We start from the raw sequence: 17,650 nt of genomic DNA, 5'->3' as shown, positions 1-17,650 counted from the left end.
CGAGCGCAACGCTCACAACTTCCCTCTCGATTTGGCTGCTGTTGATGTAGCACCAGTAGCAATGGCTGCTCCTGCTATCAACGGTTAATCGACTAGTCTAGTCATCTCGAAATAAAAAAGCCTCTCCGCAAGGAGGGGCTTTTTTGTTGTGAAATCTCTATATTTACTAGCGCGATCGCACTTTACGAGGTCAAGGATGTATCGCGGATCTTCTGATCAGGCTTTTGGATTATTGGTATTACCGCTATCTTTTTCGTGGGTGATGCGATCGCATTCTATAAGGGATTTAATTTAACGTGAGTTCGATATAGCCATTTGCGGCGTGCTTTGCACGCCGCAAATGGCGAAAAATGGTAAGAATCGCTTAGCGATTCTTACCATTTTTCGCTTTCGTCGAACTGACGTTAATTTAAATAATTGGTAATAATTTCTAGGATCACTTGTTCAATATCTGGAATTTCGGAGGGAATGATTTTATCTTTGATATGTTTATGATCTGTATAGTCTAGTTTTGGCTTATGATTTGCATTGTCATAACGAAATATCAAGTTGTTATCAGGGGCTTGGTAATGGAACGAATATGAAAGTTTTTCAGTGGATTCTTGTAAGTCAACATATTCTCTAAAAAATAGACATGAACCTTGCAAAAATTCTAAACTTCCTTGAATAAATCCAACATAATCGGATCTAGGATCAACAGAAAAGGTAAAGGATCGAATCCATCCATCATTCACATATTTTTGAATGGTGGCGATGATATTAGCTTGATAGTTGTTGAGTAACATATTCGATCGCCTGTAACTTTTGCAGAGAATTAGTTAGTCTCTTCTTGATTTTGATTTCACCTGCCCAACTCACATATTCTTCATCGCCGCCTTTGAGGTCTTCAGCAGTCCAATCGCTGAGAAAAAGGTCGGATGAGATTTGATATTTATTTTCAAATTCTTGCAAGAATTTATTAGTTTTATCTAGCGATCGCTGTAAGTTTTTGATTTCTGCATCAATTGCTGCTCTGATTAAATTTTGGACGATTTCGAGATCAGGTGAATCAGATTTAATTTCTAGTTGCAACATAATGGTTTACCTCAAATAAATTTTGCATTGTGTGAGATTGGGGCTATTTTTATTGCAATGCTGGCAAGCTATTCACGATTTTAACTGACTGGACACTTACTCGCGCGATACACTTGACGAGAGCGATGATGTAGTGTTGGTTGTCTGATCAGTCGTTAGGCTTATTGGTGAGGCAACTATCTTTGTTGTGAGTTAGTTGATAGCGTTCTATTTCTTGAATGGTTAATTTTAGCGATCGCTTGGGAGAATGGGATAGCTTCATCCTGCGATTCTTTGGCTAGGTCAAAGGTTCTAGTTCTTCTAGACGAGCAAGCAGCTTTTGATATAAAACTATGCTCAGGCTTTGACCTTGAGCATTAACAATGTATTGTTCGTTAATCGTTTGCATTGAATCCTAATTATTGGGGTTGAGTCAATTATATGTAATCTCATGGAGGATAAATTAATGCTAGACAGAGAGATTTTTTTCAAATTCTTGTTTTTTGCTAGATATTAGAGAACGTAGGCGAGCGCCTTCTGACAATTGTTTGCTCTCCTCAAGTCCTACTCAGTCAGCTTTAAGCAAAGTAATTGGTCATTTTGAATTTTAGTTAGCTATCAGTATAACGCGATCATCAAATCTAAATATTAGGTAATTTTAAACCGATAAATCTATAGTTGCATCTTTGAGCTAGAATTAAATCTTTACCAATTTGGTAAAATAAAGTTAAAATATATAAGCATGAAGGTTACTTTTAAAAACGTAAAACTGCGTAAGTTTTGCGAATCAAAGTCAAGTTCCAAAAAACTACGCGCCCGATTAGCTGACCTCATGGCAGCCGAATCGGTGCAAGATCTAGTTTATGGAAAGCCTCATCCTTTAAAAGGCGATCGCTTAGGTCAGTTTGCTGTATCTCTTGAAGGTGCTGAACGGCTTGTATTTGAACCAAGTAATATTCCAACTCCATACAAAGAAGATGGCAGTATTGACTGGGCAAAAGTAACTGAAGTCTGCATTGTATTTATTGGAGATTACCATGACTGAACAAGATTTTTCCTTTACTCCAGAATGGGTATCACCACCGGGAGATACCATTATTGATGCGATCGAAGAACGGGACTGGACGCAATCACAACTGGCTGAGCGTCTGGGCTATACCGAAAAACACGTTAGTTTATTAATTAATGCCAAGGTTCCCATTACTGAGGAATCTGCCCAAAAGTTATCAAGGGTAATTGGCAGTTCGCCAGAGTTTTGGCTGCGGCGAGAGGCTCAATATCGCGCTCAATTGGTACAGATTGAAGAAAGAGAACGTTTACAGTCTTGGGTTTCTTGGCTAGATCGTCTTCCTGTTAAAGATCTTATGAAACAGGGAGCGATCGCCAAACGACGCTTAGATACTAAAAATAAGCCTGAGATTGTGAAGGATTTACTTCACCTTTTTGGGGTAGCTTCTCCTGATAATTGGGAAACTTGCTACGAACAAAAACAGGTAGCTTTTCGCCGCACTCGCAAGGAACAAAGTAATGTGGGTGCGATTTCGGCTTGGTTACGTTTGGGCGAGATTGAGGCGGAAAAGGCTGATGTTCCTAAATACAATAAAGCCAAGTTTGAGAAAGCGGTTCAAGAGATACGGAAACTAACAGTTTTATCCCAAGCGGAATTTATGCCGCAGATAAAGCAGTTATGTAAAGAGTCAGGTGTGATTTTGGCGATCGTGCCTGCGATTCCTTGTGCTTATACGAGTGGGGTGGCGCGTTGGCTAAATCCACACAGAGCCTTGATTCAGCTTTCGTTGTATGGCAAGCAGAACGATCGCTTTTGGTTTACGTTTTTCCATGAGGCAGCGCATATTTTGCGGCACGATAAGAAGGATATTTTCCTTGATGATTCTGGTCATGGCGATCGCCTTGAATCGCAGCAGGAGGATGAGGCAAATGCTTGGGCAAGGGATTTTTTAATTCCATCAGAATATGATGTGGAGTTATATACTTTGCGATCGCGTGAGGAGGTGATTGATTTTGCTGAGAGGCTTGGGATTCATGCGGGGATTGTGGTTGGGCGGTTGCAGTATGATAAGGTTGTTGAGCATAATAGTAAGCTCAATGCTCTAAAAGTCAGTCTTGCTCTTCAGAACTAAGATAAGTAGTTTATTTTTAAGGAGAAATTTGAAATGTATAATTTAACAAATGATCAAAAAGAGCTTGCAAAATGGCTAGTCCAAAATGTTAAAGATGGAAATTTAGATAAGGAATTTACAATTTTTTGGTTTAATGGATTAGATGGATTAGAAATTAAAATTGAGAGTTCCAACTATAGGGGAAATCCAAATCTTGATAAAGTAAAGTTAGCTCAAGGTAATTTCAAAGATTTGTCTAGTGAAGGATTAATTTCATTTGAGGAAACGGCAGCCGCCCCTTATCTAACTAGGGTATGTCATTTGAAGGGGAATATTTATAGCGCTGTAGAGAATGATTTCAAAAATCCAGACCTACCAAAATCACCAAGACATAAGCAAAATCCTTGGATGTCAGGCTCATTTTATTTGTTTGCTCTTGTTGTTGTTTCAGTAGCATTTGCTGTCATAAGTGCTTATATACCTTGGTACATTATTCCTATTCTTCTCATAGCTGCAATTATAGCTTTAGGAGTCATTGGTGCATTTCAACTTCGGATGGATGGAGAACTAAATGAATCAAACTTCCTAACTCTCATGATTGAGACTTACAAACGATTGCCATTGTTGATTCAAGACAAAACTAAACCTCCCAGCAAAAAGTAATTTAAAAACTGCAAAACTATGCAAACACTACCTAAAATTGAAGAAACATTAATCGCAGTCATCAAAACCTTATCACCTGAAAAACAGCAAGCACTATTAGAATTTGCTGAATTTTTGCAAGCCAAAACAGCTTCTAAAACCCCAAGTAAAAGTATAAAAGGCTTATGGGCAAATATAGATATTAACCTCACTGAAGAAGATCTCTCTACAACCAGAAAAGAAATGTGGGCAAACTTCCCCAAGGATATTGCGATCTAAAACTTATCGAATATTCAGACAAGTTGGTAGCTTTAAATGTAGAGTTAGTTAAACAATCGTCTGTTGTGGCGATCGCTAATCTATACCATTACTTTCAACTTCCTTAAGAAAAGCGATCGCATCTTGAATAACCATTGCAATATTCGGCTGACTACAAGAAATCACTCTATCTACCAAATGCTTGTGGTGAGGGAAACTCGACAAATTAGGGAAATGGGGCGTATTGTCATAGCGAAAAATTAGATTGTTCTGTCCATCTTGGAAATGATAGCGATAATCAATCGCCGTAATTTGATCATCTACAACAACCAAAGCCTCACTGATAGAAAGTAAATATTGGAAATAAAAACGCAATCGAAGTTTGAGATTAGCACGCTCACTAGATAGAATTGTGGCATTGTAATTCTCTACATAGACATCAGAATAAGCTTCCAAAAATTGATCTATTTGATCGAAATAATCCCTAAAACTATTACGCGACATTTCTTAGCTTACTCTCTAGTTCTTGTCGTAAAGCTAGATAATGACGGTAATTACTCGCCCAATCAAACTTATCTTCATCATCATCCGTCTTACCTTGCTGATACTGCACAAAAAAGTCGGCTGAATCAGTTTGATATTTAATCTCATAACTGTACAACTGCTTAGCCAAAGCTACTAAAGCATCTAGAGACGATGTATATTCAGTAATTTGTTTACGCATAACAATAACAGAATTTATTATTTATGTTTTTAAGAAACTTCTACATTTGTTGATAATTTCAACAATTATGGTGACTTCCTGTAATCTTATTAAGATTATAATGGACTTTTGAACTATGGCATAAAGCTTTATATTGCCTGATATGGCGATCTCTAATCTATACAACTACTTCCAACCAGCCAAACACTTCACCTGCTCACAACCTGAGTACGAGCCTGAGAACGCGATTTAGGCTTATCTTTCACTACAATCTCCACATCACGACCCAGAGAATTTAAAAATCTAAACAACCTCACAGTCGAAAATCCTGATAACTTGCCATTGAGCAAAGCCGACATCTTAGGCTGATCGATTCCCAATAGCTTAGCCGCTTCAACTTGAGTTATTTCTAACTTAGTAATGATACTGCTGATTTTGTAAGCAAGTTCTGCTTTAACCAGCAACTCATCAGAATTCTCTAATCCCAAATCTGCAAATACATTACCACTACTTTTTTGTACCTTAATCTCTTCAGTCATTTAGCACCTTCCTTTATTTCTTGTTGTAATGCTCAGAGTAATGTTCTTTAGCGCGTTTTAGTCTTGCTTCAATCAAATCCATATCTTGCTTTGGAGTAGCAATGCCCTGTTTCGACTTCTTTTGAAAGGAATGCAAAACATAAACAACATCAGCAAATTTGATCGTATAAACTGCCCGATAAGTATCTCCATCAAAGTCATCTACCACTTCCACAACCCCAGCACCTTTAAACCCTTTAAGTGGCTTAGCAATAGGATGCTTGTCTCCACATTGAGCTATATACAAGGCATAACCCACAACTTGCTGAACCTCGTTTGGGAAATCTTTTAAATCATCTAGAGAACTTCCAATCCATTCAACAGGCTTCAAAAATAAACTACTCACATTACAAATATGCTGAGACTAGCATATCATATAAAATTAATATTGTGGCTTACGGCTTTAAAAGCAGATGTAGTTAAACGATCACCTGATATGGCGATCGCTAATCTATACCACTACTTCCTCCGAATAAAGAAGCCAAATCTCTATACCCACTTACCACTCGGACAATCTCTATTAAGTTCTCGTTCACTCGATAGAAAATGATATAGCCACTCAATCGTAGCGATCGCTATTTCCGCACTTTTAGTATGACGCTTTACCAAATAGTGAATATCTGTAACAGTCGTAGCCGAAATAAACCCTTGAATCTTCCCTAGTTCCACTGCCTCGAAAAGATAAGCAGCATTTTCGACAAAGGGAACACGCGCCAACACCGCATCTAGTATAACATTTGTATCAAATAAGACCTTCATTACTTCTGCAAGAGCCTTGTTTCTAAAATAGATTTAACCTCTTCATCCGTAGGTGCAGGCGCATTAGTCTTCGCAATACCCACTAAACTTGACGCAATACCCTTATGTTCCACCGACCAATCTTCAGGAGCCTCAACCGTTCCCGTCAAGTTCTCTAATAAATCCCAAGCATTCCGAACAGGAGCCACTTCTTCAGGAATAATCGTAATTAAATAGCGCTTATTTCGCTCCAGTTTAAGCGGCTTATCTGGTGTAAGCTCCGACCCATCGAAAGTAACTGATAGCAGTTCATTCATAACAATTTTTTAGTAGGCTGCACTTACCATCTTATATCCTATCGAAAGTCCCATGAAAAAATACTGCATAGCATAGAGAATGCGGTCTTGATAGTTCATTAAACGGTCAACCTGTTTGCTGGTACGATAAGCCAGAGGACAAGCAAAAGTGAGTTTGAACTGCGCTGCTTTTTGGGTCAATTACAATTTTCGACTGAATGCCCCTATACGATCGCTCAAATCCTCGATCCAGAATTTCTCTCTTAACACGCAAATGAACATCGCTCTCTTTGGAACTAGCGCCGATCCACCAAGCATTGGACATCAACAGATCTTGCAATGGTTGGATAATCATTATGATCGCGTATTAGTTTGGGTATCCGATAACCCCTTTAAAACTCATCAAGCAAGCCTCAGCGATCGCCTTACCATGATGGAGCTAACCATCGCCGCGATCCAACCACCTGCTCAAACGATTGGCTTGCATCCCGAACTTAGCAATCCACGCACGATTAACACCGTCGAGAAAGCCAAAGAACTTTTGCCCCATGCAAATTTTACCCTTGTCATTGGCGGCGACCTTGTGACCCAACTGCCCACATGGTATCGCGCCCCAGATTTGTTAAGCCAAGTCAAACTGCTAGTTGTTCCCCGTCAAGGTGTGACCATTGCAGAGTCGGATATCGAGCGACTTGTGAATATGGGTACTGAAGTTGCGATCGCCCCTGAATCCACCTCAATACCTAACGTTTCTTCGTCAGACTATCGCAACAATGGCAACAGTTCAGTCATAATACCCACAGTCGCAGCATATATCCAACGAGAGTCGCTTTACGCATGGCCGAAAAGTCCCGCCCCATAGCCCCCAAACCCTTAGCAGATTTTAAGGTCGGTGTTGACAACGTGATTTTTTCCGTAGATACCGAACAGAATCGTCTATTGGTGCTACTGGTGATGCGCCAACATGAACCATACCGCGATCGCTGGTGCTTACCGGGGACTCTCGTGCGTCAAGGCGAATCCCTCGAAGAATCAGCCTATCGAATCCTCTCCGAAAAAATTCGCGCCAAAAATCTTTATCTCGAACAACTTTTCACCTTTGGCGACATTGGACGCGATCCTCGTGAAGATCCTGATAGCTATGCAGTGCGTTATCTATCCGTTAGTTATTTTGCTTTAGTTCCATTCTCTCAAGCGGAACTAATTGCTGATGGAGTCAGTGGTATTGCGTGGTATCCTGTCAAGCAGGTTCCCGAACTCGCCTTCGATCACAATCGCATTCTCGAATACGGACATCGCCGCCTTCGTAACAAGCTTGAATATAGTCCTGTTGCCTTTGATGTTTTGCCAGAGGCTTTTACGCTCAGCGATCTCTATCAACTCTATACAACTGTGCTTGGCGAGAATTTTTCTGACTATTCTAATTTTCGCACTCGCTTACTCAAGCTAGGATTCCTCAGCGATACTGGTATCAAAACATCAAGGGGAGCAGGTCGTCCCGCCAGTCTCTACCGATTTGATGCGGAAGCTTTTGCGCCATTTAAGAATAAGCCAATGGTATTTATTTAAACTACAGCAAGGATTTGCGGTTTTCATTTTGCCTTAGGTAAAATGAAAACCACTATAGTAAAATTATGGTTAGGGCTTACGCTAAAGGACTAAATGTAAAGGCAATTTATGAATTGCCTTTACCGTGAAATGAGACTTTCAAAGCGTTTTGCGTAAGTTCTAATATTTTTTAAGTTAGCGCATTCACTAAGTAACTAATGACCTTACAAACAGACATTGACAGCGCCGCCGCTCAACTCAAGGGCAAAACCCCTCAAGAAGTACTCACATGGGCGCTCGGTAACTATGAAAAGATTTCGCTAGCTTCGAGCTTTGGAGCCGAAGATGTCGCCTTGATCGATATGATCGCCAAAATCAAGCCCGAGGCCCATGTGTTCACCCTCGATACAGGTCGATTGAATGCTGAAACCTATGAAGTTATTGCCAAAGTCCAACAAAAATATCCTCAACTCCAATTGCGAATCATGTTTCCACAGGCTGAAGACGTGGAGCAGATGGTCAGTGCTAAGGGAATTAATCTGTTTTATGACAGCGTAGAGAATCGCAAGCAATGTTGTTACATTCGCAAAGTCGAGCCACTTGGTCGGGCGACTAAAGGGCTAGATGCTTGGATTACAGGGCTACGTCGCGACCAAACCGCTAACCGTTCCACAATGGAGCCCGTTGAGCTAGATGGCGATCGCAACATTGCGAAGATTAATCCTTTAATTGATTGGACTAATGATCAAGTTTGGGAATACATTCATGCTAATGAGGTTCCCTATAATGCTCTCCATGATCAAAACTTCCCTAGCATTGGTTGTGCGCCTTGTACTAGAGCCGTCCAAGCGGGTGAAGATCTTCGTGCTGGTCGTTGGTGGTGGGAGATGAGTAATCAAGAATGTGGATTGCATGTCGCTAGTGACGGTCGTTTGGTTCGGGCAAAAGGCGAATAAATGATAAAGGCTCGCCAAGCGAGCCTTTATCATTTAAGTATTGTTCGCAAAGAAGATTTAAAGTAATCAACATGGCTAATGCAATGCAATATCGCAACTGGTATTTTCGAGGATGGCGATCGCGTTATGGCTTTTGTCGATCGCAGAATTCTGATCGTACTAAGCCGCCAATTCTCCTAATTCATGGATTTGGAGCAGCGATCGATCATTGGCGTGGCAATATTCCTGCCTTAGCAGAAAATCATACTGTCTATGCGATTGATTTAATGGGCTTTGGCGGCTCAGAGAAACCACCAACGCGCTATTCAATCCATCTATGGGTAGAGCAAGTTTTTCAGTTTTGGCAGAAGTTTATTAATGTGCCAATGGTAATTATTGGTAACTCAATTGGGTCTCTGGTTGCGACGATCGCGGCGAGTCATCATCCCGAAATTGCCTCAGGTGTAGTTGTCATCAGCTTGCCTGATATCGCTGCTTTTAACGATATGGTTCCCAAAGCATTACAACCAATTGAACGCACGGTTAAGGCGATCGTCTCGGCATTTCTAGTTAAACCGCTATTCCATTTAGTGCGCCAACCCTTTACGATTCGTTTAGTTCTGAAGGGAATTGTCTATTGCGATCGCCGTCGAGTGGATGATCAATTAGTAGAAATTATTGCTAAACCTGCTCGCGATCGCCAATCTGCCGAAGCTTTTCTTCGTCTCAATTGCAGCATTAATCAACCTAATTATTCGCCCAACTTAACTCAAGCTCTTTCTCATTTACAAGTTCCCTTGTTAATCCTATGGGGAAGTTGCGATCGTCTAATTCCACCATCTGAGGGGAAGCGATTAGTGAAGTATGCCCCTAATGCGACTTTAATCTATTTGGAAGGACTGGGGCATTGCGCCCACGACGATCATCCTGAGCGCGTCAACCATGAAATTTTAAGTTGGCTAGCTTGACTTTAAAAGATTAGAGACGACGCGAAGCGTCGTCTCTAATCTTTTGGAGTTTAATTTTCAGTGTAAAGTGCTGAAAATAGCGGTAGGCATCACGGGAAATCCAAAAATAAAATAACGTTTTGGTAAGTTATCGTTTAAAATTCTTTATATAACTTTAAGATCATAAAAGTGGAAACTTTTTACGGTTTTGTTAGTCTTTCTTAAAATCTGAGACGTGTGAATTTAATGATCATTGCTAAGGTTTTATTCGGATGTATCAAAAAATCATATCTCATACCTATCAAACCCTTGATAAACTATGGCAACGAGCAGTCAGCGCTCCATCGGATATCGCCTTATTTATTAGCAATCTTGATGTGATTGAACATAGGGTGCTGTATCCGCGCTATCAAAGATTTATCCAAGAATATCAACCATTACTCAATAGACCGACATCTGAAGAGCGAAAAATTGTCCAAGAGCTAGAAAAATATGGAGTTGCGATGGCAACTTTGGATGATTTAGCAATTCCTAATAGCGATCGCTTTTTTCGTGCTGCCAAAAATATCTCCCAAGAGTTCAAATCCAAGGTTCAAAACCCTCTGTATAGGGGCAAGCACACGTTAAACATTAATGCAGAGCAGATTATGCATTATCCAGAGTTATTTTTATGGGGCGCAGATGCCAAGCTGTTACGCATTATTGAGAACTATCTCAAGCTACCCGTTGCCTATGATGGCTTGTCCTACTACTACAGTCTTCCAGATGGCAGAGAATCTGGTCCTCGTAAGTGGCATCGGGACAAAGAAGATTGGCAAATGATCAAAGTTGGCGTTTATATCAATGATGTGAATGAAGATGGTGGACCCTTTGAATGTGTCACTCCTGAGGCAAATGAATTTCTATGTAGAAACTTAAGAACTAAATCGATACGCCGTTATAAAACTGCTTTTCATCATGAAATTCAGGATATGCTACCTGAACATATGCAGGAAAATTGGTATAAGACCTGTACGGGTAAGTCAGGAACAGTAATCTTTGTGGATACGGCGCGATACTACCATCGAGGCAAGCCCCCTACTAAATTTGATCGATCGGCGATCTTTTTTGGCTATTGCAGTCGCAAGCCTAGACATCCATTTTTCTGTGGACGATCGCCTCTCTCTAACGCCGAACTACGGTATATGGCAAGCCTTTTACCTGAGGAAGTTCGGGACTGTGTGACTTGGCGCGATCGCTTGACAGGATTAGCTAAATGGATTCCCAAAAATCGCCTAAAAGTATAGCTGTCCCCACTTGTATTAGAACAAATCAAAACCCAAGAAGCGAGTTGCGGCGCGAAGCGCCGCAACTCGCTTCTTGGGTTTTGTGTCCAAACAAGAATGGCTACGGCTACATAACAAGAAGGATTGCTTTGCAATTCTTCTTGTTATCCCCAACGCAATACTGCTGAACCCCAGCTTAAGCCTGCACCAAAACCTGCGATCGCAATTAAATGATCGGGTTGTATTTTGCCAGCCTGTACCCACTCATCAAGGGCGATCGGGATGGAGGCGGCGGAAGTATTGCCATATTTACCCATATTGCTGACTGCCTTCGCGGGATCGATGCCAAAACGGTTGACTACAGCATCAATAATGCGCTGATTAGCTTGATGCAAAATTAGCCAATCGAGATCATGAACTTCCAGATGAGCATAGTGCAAGGATTTTTCGATCACTTCAGGAACGCGCCTCACTGCAAACCGATAGACTTCTTGACCATTCATACTGATGGGTTCAAAGGTGCTACGCCCCAAATAATTGATATTAAGTAAATCATTACCCTTGCCATCACTTCGCATCTCGAAACCTAAGAGATGATCTTGGGGCTTACTTTCACTACTAGCTTGTAAAACGACAGCCCCAGCCCCATCACCAAACAAAATACAAGTGCGACGATCTTGCCAATCGACCCAACGCGAAAGCACATCTGCACCGATCAACAAGATATTTTTATAAACCCCTGTGCGGATATATTGCGAAGCTGTGACTACGCCAAATACAAATCCTGAACATGCAGCCACTAGATCAAAGGCAACGGCTCGTTCGGCTCCCAAGATTTTTTGAACTCGTCCTGCTGTGCCAAACAAATCATCACTGGTTGATGTAGACAAAATAATCAGGTCAATATCTTCGGGTGTCAGCCCTGCGGCGGCGATCGCCTTCTGTCCTGCTTGTGCTGCCAGATTTGCCACCGAATCATTCTCGCCATCAGCAATGTGACGCTCTCTGATGCCTGTACGCGAGGCAATCCACTCGTCAGTGGTATCTACCATCTGCGCGAGATCGTGATTGCTAAGTACGCGATCGGGGACAGCGGAACCGCTTCCGACAAAACGCACTCCGACGAGAGAAGATTCAATATTAGTCATTGGCTGTATTTGGTCTGAATAGCTGAATAAAGGCTGAATAAAAAGTGTTACAGCGCTTTGCGCTGAAGTAAAACTTCTATTTTTATGGAAATGCTTGCAGTGCGAGCATTTCCATAAAAATAGAGAAATTTAGCCGATCGCGAAGGGGGCGGCGCTAAGTTGGTGGGTCATCAGGCGTGTCGTCCGCAGGGACGGATACCTTGGGCTTGATTTGACCACGAATGCGATCTAGTACGCCGTTATCGACAGCATCTTTGGCAACACGGATGGCGTTACGAATACTTACAGCGTTAGAGCTACCATGACTGATCACACAAATACCTGCCACACCGAGCAGTAAAGCGCCACCATACTCATCGGCATCAATGCGCTCTTTCACCTTTTTGAGATTAGGTTTCAAGATTAATGCGCCCAGCTTGCCCCGCCAACCTTTAGGCAGTTCCTCCTTCAAAATTTGCATGACGGCATTACCGACACCTTCAGCAAATTTGAGGACAATATTGCCTGCAAAACCATCACAAACAATCACATCAAACTGACCTTTAAGGATGTCACGCCCTTCAGCATTGCCTGCGAAGGTAATTTGGGGATTGTCTTGGAGCGCTTGGTGAACACGAATTGCGAGTTCGTTGCCCTTACAGGCTTCTTCACCGATATTGAGCAAACCAACCTTTGGCTCTTTAATGCCGATCGCATATTGGCTATAGAGCGATCCCATGATGGCAAACTGCTCTAAAAACTTGGGGCGACAGTCTACATTTGCTCCAACATCGAGCAGTAATACGGGTTTATGCGCGACTTGTGTCGGAAATAGTGCGCCGATCGCTGGTCGATCTACACCCGATAAGCGTCCTAAACGCAATAGAGCGGCTGCCATAGCTGCACCCGAATGTCCAGCCGAAACTACAGCGTCAGCTTGCTTGCGCTTAACTAAGTTCATGGCAACGGCGATCGAGGAGTTGGGCTTGCGGCGCAACCCTTCGAGAGGCTCATCATCCATTTCGATGATCCCTTCTGATGGCACGATCTCAAGGCGATCGCTTTCTTGATAGTTATGTTGCTTGAGGTAATTAGCGAGAATGTCGCGATCTCCCACTAGCGCGATATCTACACCCAATTGGGCTTGAGCTAATATTGCTCCTTCGATTATTTCGCGTGGGGCAAAGTCCCCACCCATCGCATCTACTGCAATTCTCACGTTTTGCGATCCTGTCTGCGTTGTCTGACTAAAACTGTAAAGAAACTGTAAAGAATTTTATTAAACCTAGCAAAAATTTTAACAGTTTGAGTCACCTCAACCATCAGCAATCTCAAGCAAGCCATAAGAGATTTTTAAAAGTGTTGCTTTGCAACACTTTTAAAAATCTCTTATGGCTTGCTTTTGGGCGTTATATAGCTATCGCCACCTGTATCAGGACAAATCAAAACCCAAATAGTGTGAGGCGGCGCTTCGCGCCGCCTCACACTATTTGGGTTTTATGTCCTAACAAGAATGGCGATAGTTATATACCAAGAATTGGTGGAGCGGCGCGAAGCGCCGCTCCACCAATTCTTGGGTTTTAAAAGCAAAAAATGGCGCAGCCATTTTTTGCATTGAGATTATGGTGTTGGCGCAATAGCTCTAGCAGATTCACGATCAACAGGCAAAATTAAAGGTGTATTTTGACTATTGCCAAGAATTACTAGTTTAGAGTTTTGAGATTGCGCTAGTTTTTCAGTCGCTTCGATTTGGCGTAATTGCAAAACCGCAGGCGTGAGTCCTTCTGCCAAGATCTTTTGAGCATCAGCGCTGCCCTTTGCCTCGATTCGTTTGCGATCGGCTTCTTGCTTCTCTTTTTCTAAGACAAATTTCATTTGCAAATTTTCCTGCTCAGCTTTGAGTCGTTGCTGAATGGCTGCTTGCAAGGTTTCAGGAACTTTCACGTTTCGCAATAGAGCCTCATCCACAATGAAACCAATCGGCGCAAGTTGCGATCGCAATTTTTCGGCAATTTTTAGTCCAACTTCCTCGCGCTTAGTGGCATAAACATCTTCGGCAGAATATCCAGCCACAATTTCGCGAGAAATCGACCGAAATCGTGAAGTCACAATTTCGCTTTCTTCAGTGCCAATATTCAGGTAAATACTCGGTGCTTTCGCAGGATCAATTCGATATTGAATGCTGACATCTATCCCCAAAGCCAAACCTTCCTTGGAGGTTGCCCCCATTTCTTCCTTGAGATCGCGTAATCGCACTGAAAACTGCACCACATCCGCAAAGGGATTAATCACATGTAGCCCTGCGGTTAAGCTGCGATCACTGACCTTTCCCTGAAAATCTTCCACGCCAACATTTCCCGCAGGAATCACAATAATCAAGCGGCTCAAGGCATTGATCGTAGTAACTAAAGCGATTAACCCTGCGATCGCCTGAATCACCAGTTGGGCAATACGATTATCAACAATTTTTTTGTTATTAAAAAATACCAATATCGAGACGAGTGAGGCGATCGCGGAAATGATAAATGACATTTGTGTATACCTTCAAAATCACCACACAGATATTTTATTTTTACCATAAGATTTTTGATGACGTGGCAAAGCCGCGCTATCAAAAATCTTTACCCGAATTAAAAATTTGCTCTGCGGTTAACGTTAGCTGTGGGAAAGTGTTCGATATCAAGCGATCGCTACCTCGAAATTGTTGTACTTCATACTCTCCATCGACCAGATTATAAATCGACAAGGTTGGCTGTTTTGGAAAACCGATATAGCGTCGCCCACCCAAGCCAAGATAATCAATAATCCAATATTCAGGAATACTTAAAGTTTCATAGCCCCTCAACTTCGTTAAATAGTCATCTTGCCAGTTGGTACTAGCTATCTCGATTGCCAACCTAATTGTTTCACCTTTAGTAATGGTGGAACGCTTTTTCCACAGGGGTTCAAATTCTAAGGCTGCTTGATTGAGGACGATCACATCAGGGATGTAACCCGACCGATGGGAATCCATCGGTTTCACAAATGCTTGACGGGGAATGAAGCAATCCATGGAGTAGCGATCGATTTCTACTGCTAATTTTGTCGCCGTAAAACTGCCTACTTGTTCATGGGTTCCTGTAGGCTGCATTTCGACGATCGCTCCATCATAAAGTTCATAACGGCCATAGCCATCGGGATACCAATCGAGAAACTCTTCAAAGGTAATTTCCCTAGTCGCAGTTTGAAACATAAATACCTCTGCATTTACTGCCGCCTTTAACGAAATGGCATCGAATAGAGCAAACCACCTTGCTTCCAAGTGCGATTTAGACCACGGGGAATATCTAGGGGCGCAAGATTGCGATTGTAGATATCACTGTAATTGCCCACTTGCTTGAGGATTTGGGTAGTCCAATCAGGAGCAAGTCCCAGTTCAATCCCCAAAGAGTCGGATGTGCCAAGAAATCTCGCCACTTCAGGATTTTTAGTGTCCTTAAAAATCGTGTAATTATTCATATTAATACCCAATTCGTCGGCGTAGAAAGTGGCATAGATTATCCATGTCACCACATCCCGCCAGCGATCGTCATTACCAACTAGGGCTGGGCTAAGGGGTTCCCTCGACAAGCTCAGATCGAGAATTTTGTGATCGGCAGGACGGGGTAACTTACTTCTCCATGCAGCAAGTTGCGATTTTTCTGAAGAAATTGCTTCGCAATCACCTTTTGAATAAGCATTCAAGACTTCATCGAGATCAGGCAAGATGATCGCCTCGATCGCTATATTTGCTTCTTTGAATGTAGATTCTAGATTGGTGGCGTTGATTCCTGTTTCCACACAGATTTTTTTGTCGGTGAGTTCTTTGAGGGCGATCGCTAATTCTTCAGTGGTTTTAGGTGTTTGTTGATCCGTTTTGTTGCTCTCTTTGTCGGCGGAAGGTGTACTAGTAGGGCTAGGAGTGGGGGACGCTGAGGCGGTTGGTGAAGGCGACATGGAAGTTGCGGGACTGGGCGAACTCGTCGGAGAAGCTGTTGGTTTTGCCCCAATCCTAAGCATCACCCCCTGACCGTCAAAAAAAGTTGTGGGCGCAAAGGAAATATTCGTGGCGACATCACGGGTTAACGTGCGGGTCGTATTTCGCATCAAGACATCGACTTCCCCTCTTTGGATCGCCGTAAAGCGATCCTTGGCTAGTAATGGTTTAAACTCAACTGCTTTGGCATCTCCCAAAACCGCTGCCGCGATCGCTTGGCAATAGTCTACGTCTAAGCCACTCCATACCCCTTTTTCGTCAACGTAGCTAAAGCCAGATAGTTTGCCATTTACACCACAGATGAGCTTCCCACGAGCTTTCACTCGTTCTAAAATCCCCTCTGGAGCTTTATCTTTGATGGTGGTGTCAGCCATTGGGGTCGTTGTCGCGGTTGGGGTGACTGTGGGGCTTGGCGTTGGCGCTGGTTGACATCCTGACAGCAAAGCGATCGTTAAGCTTGCAAAAAAACACCATTGCCTTAGAGGAGTCTGTCCAGATGGCTTTTGGGCTTTATGTTTTAGGAGGGCAGCAGTTTTCGGTAAATGCTTAGGCATTAAGCTCATGGGTTTACTGATTTCTAACGCGATCGATCTATGTTCTATTTGCAGCTTACCTTGATTACAGTAAATTATTTTCGATGCAGTAGGACTTATATAGCAATGAAAGTTTTGCTTAGGACATAAAACCCAAATAAATGAAGGCGGCGCTTTGCGCCGCCTTCATTTATTTGGGTTTTGATTTGTCCTAGCTATCTCTTGCGTTGCTATAGATAAAAACCCCAAAAAACCCATGTTACCATTGTGAAAATTTACATGGTACAGAGGAATTACAACGTTTTGCGTGCAAACCTGAACAAAGAAAATCGATAAAAGCTTTGCTTTGCAAAGCTTTTATCGATTTTCTTTGGGTTCTATGACAACGCATGAATTTGTGATCGCTTAATAGCAGCAATTAATTTTTCAATTTGGATAGGCTTACTCAGAAAATCATCCATTCCTGCCGCCAAGCACTCTTCGCGATCGCTAGGCATGGCATTTGCTGTCATCGCAATAATCCGAGGACGCACCGCAAAGTTCCATTCTTCCAAAATTTTGGCTGTGGCTTCTAACCCATCCATGATGGGCATTTGAATATCCATAAAGATCAGATCGTAGGTACGCGATCGTAGCATTTCAATTACTTCAAGTCCATTATTGGCAATATCAACGATGTAGCCCAATTTTTGAAACAGCCGTGCAGCAACTTTCTGATTCACAAGATTATCCTCAGCAATCAAAATTTGTAAAGGATATTGCTGCGCTATAGCGGTTTTCAAATGAGCGTGGTACGAGCGTCACATTCGTAAAACCAGCCAAAGAAGTCAGAATCGGAAACAGAATTGAAAGCGAGAGTGATAGCATCATAAAGCTGCTCAGTGGTTCTCGG

At 42.3% G+C, this 17,650-nt stretch carries 23 protein-coding genes and 3 pseudogenes; 11 read left to right on the top strand and 15 right to left on the bottom strand.

Going from position 1 to position 17,650, the window contains the following annotated elements:
* Nucleotides 1–88 (top strand): annotated as a pseudogene (locus VB775_RS26675) (photosystem II protein D1); the annotation flags it as partial.
* A 60-nt stretch (nt 89–148) separates the two neighbouring features.
* Nucleotides 149–295 carry a hypothetical protein gene (locus VB775_RS25895; RefSeq protein ID WP_281006149.1) on the top strand — a complete coding sequence of 49 codons (147 nt, stop codon included), beginning with the start codon at nt 149–151 and terminating at the stop codon, nt 293–295.
* Between the two features lie 109 nt (nt 296–404).
* Here VB775_RS25895 and VB775_RS25890 read toward each other — a convergent pair whose 3' ends face one another.
* On the bottom strand, nt 405–785 hold the full coding sequence (locus tag VB775_RS25890; protein WP_281006148.1) for a toxin-antitoxin system TumE family protein: 381 nt from the start codon (nt 783–785) through the stop codon (nt 405–407).
* Nucleotides 760–1,074, bottom strand: a complete 315-nt coding sequence (locus VB775_RS25885) for a hypothetical protein (RefSeq protein ID WP_281006147.1) — start codon at nt 1,072–1,074, stop codon at nt 760–762. Before VB775_RS25885 ends, VB775_RS25890 begins: the two co-directional genes overlap by 26 nt.
* Before the next feature lie 721 nt (nt 1,075–1,795).
* On the opposite strand from VB775_RS25885, the gene VB775_RS25880 reads away from it, so the two are divergent.
* Genes VB775_RS25880 through VB775_RS25865 form a run of 4 tightly spaced genes read left to right on the top strand, consistent with a single transcriptional unit; the run spans nt 1,796 to nt 4,094 of the window.
* A complete protein-coding gene (locus VB775_RS25880) occupies nt 1,796–2,098 on the top strand; it encodes a type II toxin-antitoxin system RelE/ParE family toxin (protein WP_281006146.1) in 303 nt (100 codons plus the stop codon).
* The gene (locus VB775_RS25875; protein ID WP_281006145.1) at nt 2,091–3,194 is read left to right on the top strand and encodes an ImmA/IrrE family metallo-endopeptidase; all 1,104 of its coding nucleotides are present in this window, start codon (nt 2,091–2,093) and stop codon (nt 3,192–3,194) included. Before VB775_RS25880 ends, VB775_RS25875 begins: the two co-directional genes overlap by 8 nt.
* A gap of 33 nt (nt 3,195–3,227) precedes the next feature.
* Nucleotides 3,228–3,836 carry a hypothetical protein gene (locus tag VB775_RS25870; RefSeq protein ID WP_281006144.1) on the top strand — a complete coding sequence of 203 codons (609 nt, stop codon included), beginning with the start codon at nt 3,228–3,230 and terminating at the stop codon, nt 3,834–3,836.
* An 18-nt stretch (nt 3,837–3,854) separates the two neighbouring features.
* Entirely contained in the window at nt 3,855–4,094 is a 240-nt protein-coding gene (locus VB775_RS25865) for a DUF2281 domain-containing protein (RefSeq protein ID WP_281006143.1), read from the top strand.
* A 75-nt stretch (nt 4,095–4,169) separates the two neighbouring features.
* Here VB775_RS25865 and tumE read toward each other — a convergent pair whose 3' ends face one another.
* From tumE to VB775_RS25835, 7 genes and pseudogenes are all read right to left on the bottom strand, one after another.
* Nucleotides 4,170–4,577 carry a toxin TumE gene (gene tumE, locus VB775_RS25860; RefSeq protein WP_281006142.1) on the bottom strand — a complete coding sequence of 136 codons (408 nt, stop codon included), beginning with the start codon at nt 4,575–4,577 and terminating at the stop codon, nt 4,170–4,172.
* Nucleotides 4,567–4,797 (bottom strand): antitoxin TumA, encoded by a 231-nt coding sequence (gene tumA / locus VB775_RS25855; protein WP_281006141.1) that lies wholly within the window; start codon nt 4,795–4,797, stop codon nt 4,567–4,569. Before tumA ends, tumE begins: the two co-directional genes overlap by 11 nt.
* A gap of 188 nt (nt 4,798–4,985) precedes the next feature.
* Nucleotides 4,986–5,315 carry a helix-turn-helix domain-containing protein gene (locus VB775_RS25850; protein ID WP_281006140.1) on the bottom strand — a complete coding sequence of 110 codons (330 nt, stop codon included), beginning with the start codon at nt 5,313–5,315 and terminating at the stop codon, nt 4,986–4,988.
* 13 nt (nt 5,316–5,328) lie between these two features.
* Complete coding sequence (locus VB775_RS25845) at nt 5,329–5,700, bottom strand: type II toxin-antitoxin system RelE/ParE family toxin (RefSeq protein ID WP_281006139.1); 372 nt, start codon at nt 5,698–5,700, stop codon at nt 5,329–5,331.
* Between the two features lie 100 nt (nt 5,701–5,800).
* Nucleotides 5,801–5,929: pseudogene (locus tag VB775_RS26670) on the bottom strand (type II toxin-antitoxin system RelE/ParE family toxin); the annotation flags it as partial.
* Nucleotides 5,930–5,975: 46 nt separating this feature from the next.
* Nucleotides 5,976–6,113 (bottom strand): annotated as a pseudogene (locus VB775_RS26665) (PIN domain-containing protein); the annotation flags it as partial.
* A complete protein-coding gene (locus VB775_RS25835; protein WP_281006137.1) occupies nt 6,113–6,409 on the bottom strand; it encodes a hypothetical protein in 297 nt (98 codons plus the stop codon). The gene VB775_RS25835 and the pseudogene VB775_RS26665, both read right to left, overlap by 1 nt.
* Before the next feature lie 253 nt (nt 6,410–6,662).
* Between VB775_RS25835 and VB775_RS25830 the strand changes: the two genes are divergently transcribed.
* The 5 genes from VB775_RS25830 (at nt 6,663) to VB775_RS25810 (ending at nt 11,104) form a co-directional block, all read left to right on the top strand.
* On the top strand, nt 6,663–7,250 hold the full coding sequence (locus VB775_RS25830; protein WP_281006136.1) for a nicotinate-nucleotide adenylyltransferase: 588 nt from the start codon (nt 6,663–6,665) through the stop codon (nt 7,248–7,250).
* The gene (locus VB775_RS25825) at nt 7,226–7,957 is read left to right on the top strand and encodes an NUDIX hydrolase (protein ID WP_281006135.1); all 732 of its coding nucleotides are present in this window, start codon (nt 7,226–7,228) and stop codon (nt 7,955–7,957) included. The genes VB775_RS25830 and VB775_RS25825 overlap by 25 nt, the downstream gene beginning before the upstream one ends.
* 197 nt (nt 7,958–8,154) lie before the next feature.
* Nucleotides 8,155–8,892 (top strand): phosphoadenylyl-sulfate reductase, encoded by a 738-nt coding sequence (locus tag VB775_RS25820; protein ID WP_281006134.1) that lies wholly within the window; start codon nt 8,155–8,157, stop codon nt 8,890–8,892.
* Between the two features lie 71 nt (nt 8,893–8,963).
* Nucleotides 8,964–9,839 (top strand): alpha/beta fold hydrolase, encoded by an 876-nt coding sequence (locus VB775_RS25815; protein ID WP_281006133.1) that lies wholly within the window; start codon nt 8,964–8,966, stop codon nt 9,837–9,839.
* A gap of 251 nt (nt 9,840–10,090) precedes the next feature.
* Complete coding sequence (locus VB775_RS25810; RefSeq protein WP_281006132.1) at nt 10,091–11,104, top strand: hypothetical protein; 1,014 nt, start codon at nt 10,091–10,093, stop codon at nt 11,102–11,104.
* A 143-nt stretch (nt 11,105–11,247) separates the two neighbouring features.
* Here VB775_RS25810 and VB775_RS25805 read toward each other — a convergent pair whose 3' ends face one another.
* The 6 genes from VB775_RS25805 to VB775_RS25780 form a co-directional block, all read right to left on the bottom strand.
* A complete protein-coding gene (locus VB775_RS25805; RefSeq protein ID WP_281006131.1) occupies nt 11,248–12,231 on the bottom strand; it encodes a beta-ketoacyl-ACP synthase III in 984 nt (327 codons plus the stop codon).
* A 154-nt stretch (nt 12,232–12,385) separates the two neighbouring features.
* The gene (gene plsX / locus VB775_RS25800; protein WP_281006130.1) at nt 12,386–13,429 is read right to left on the bottom strand and encodes a phosphate acyltransferase PlsX; all 1,044 of its coding nucleotides are present in this window, start codon (nt 13,427–13,429) and stop codon (nt 12,386–12,388) included.
* Between the two features lie 401 nt (nt 13,430–13,830).
* Nucleotides 13,831–14,742: a prohibitin family protein gene (locus tag VB775_RS25795; RefSeq protein WP_281006129.1), complete on the bottom strand. Its 912-nt coding sequence runs from the start codon at nt 14,740–14,742 to the stop codon at nt 13,831–13,833.
* Between the two features lie 79 nt (nt 14,743–14,821).
* Nucleotides 14,822–15,442, bottom strand: a complete 621-nt coding sequence (locus tag VB775_RS25790; RefSeq protein WP_281006128.1) for a Uma2 family endonuclease — start codon at nt 15,440–15,442, stop codon at nt 14,822–14,824.
* A gap of 26 nt (nt 15,443–15,468) precedes the next feature.
* A complete protein-coding gene (locus VB775_RS25785) occupies nt 15,469–16,788 on the bottom strand; it encodes an amino acid ABC transporter substrate-binding protein (protein WP_281006127.1) in 1,320 nt (439 codons plus the stop codon).
* 347 nt (nt 16,789–17,135) lie between these two features.
* A complete protein-coding gene (locus tag VB775_RS25780; RefSeq protein ID WP_281006126.1) occupies nt 17,136–17,540 on the bottom strand; it encodes a response regulator in 405 nt (134 codons plus the stop codon).
* Nucleotides 17,541–17,650 lie beyond the last annotated feature (110 nt).

Source organism: Pseudanabaena sp. CCNP1317 (assembly GCF_034931345.1).
GTDB classification, from domain to species: Bacteria; Cyanobacteriota; Cyanobacteriia; order Pseudanabaenales; family Pseudanabaenaceae; genus Pseudanabaena; species Pseudanabaena galeata.
This window is presented reverse-complemented; position numbering and strand designations above follow the sequence as displayed.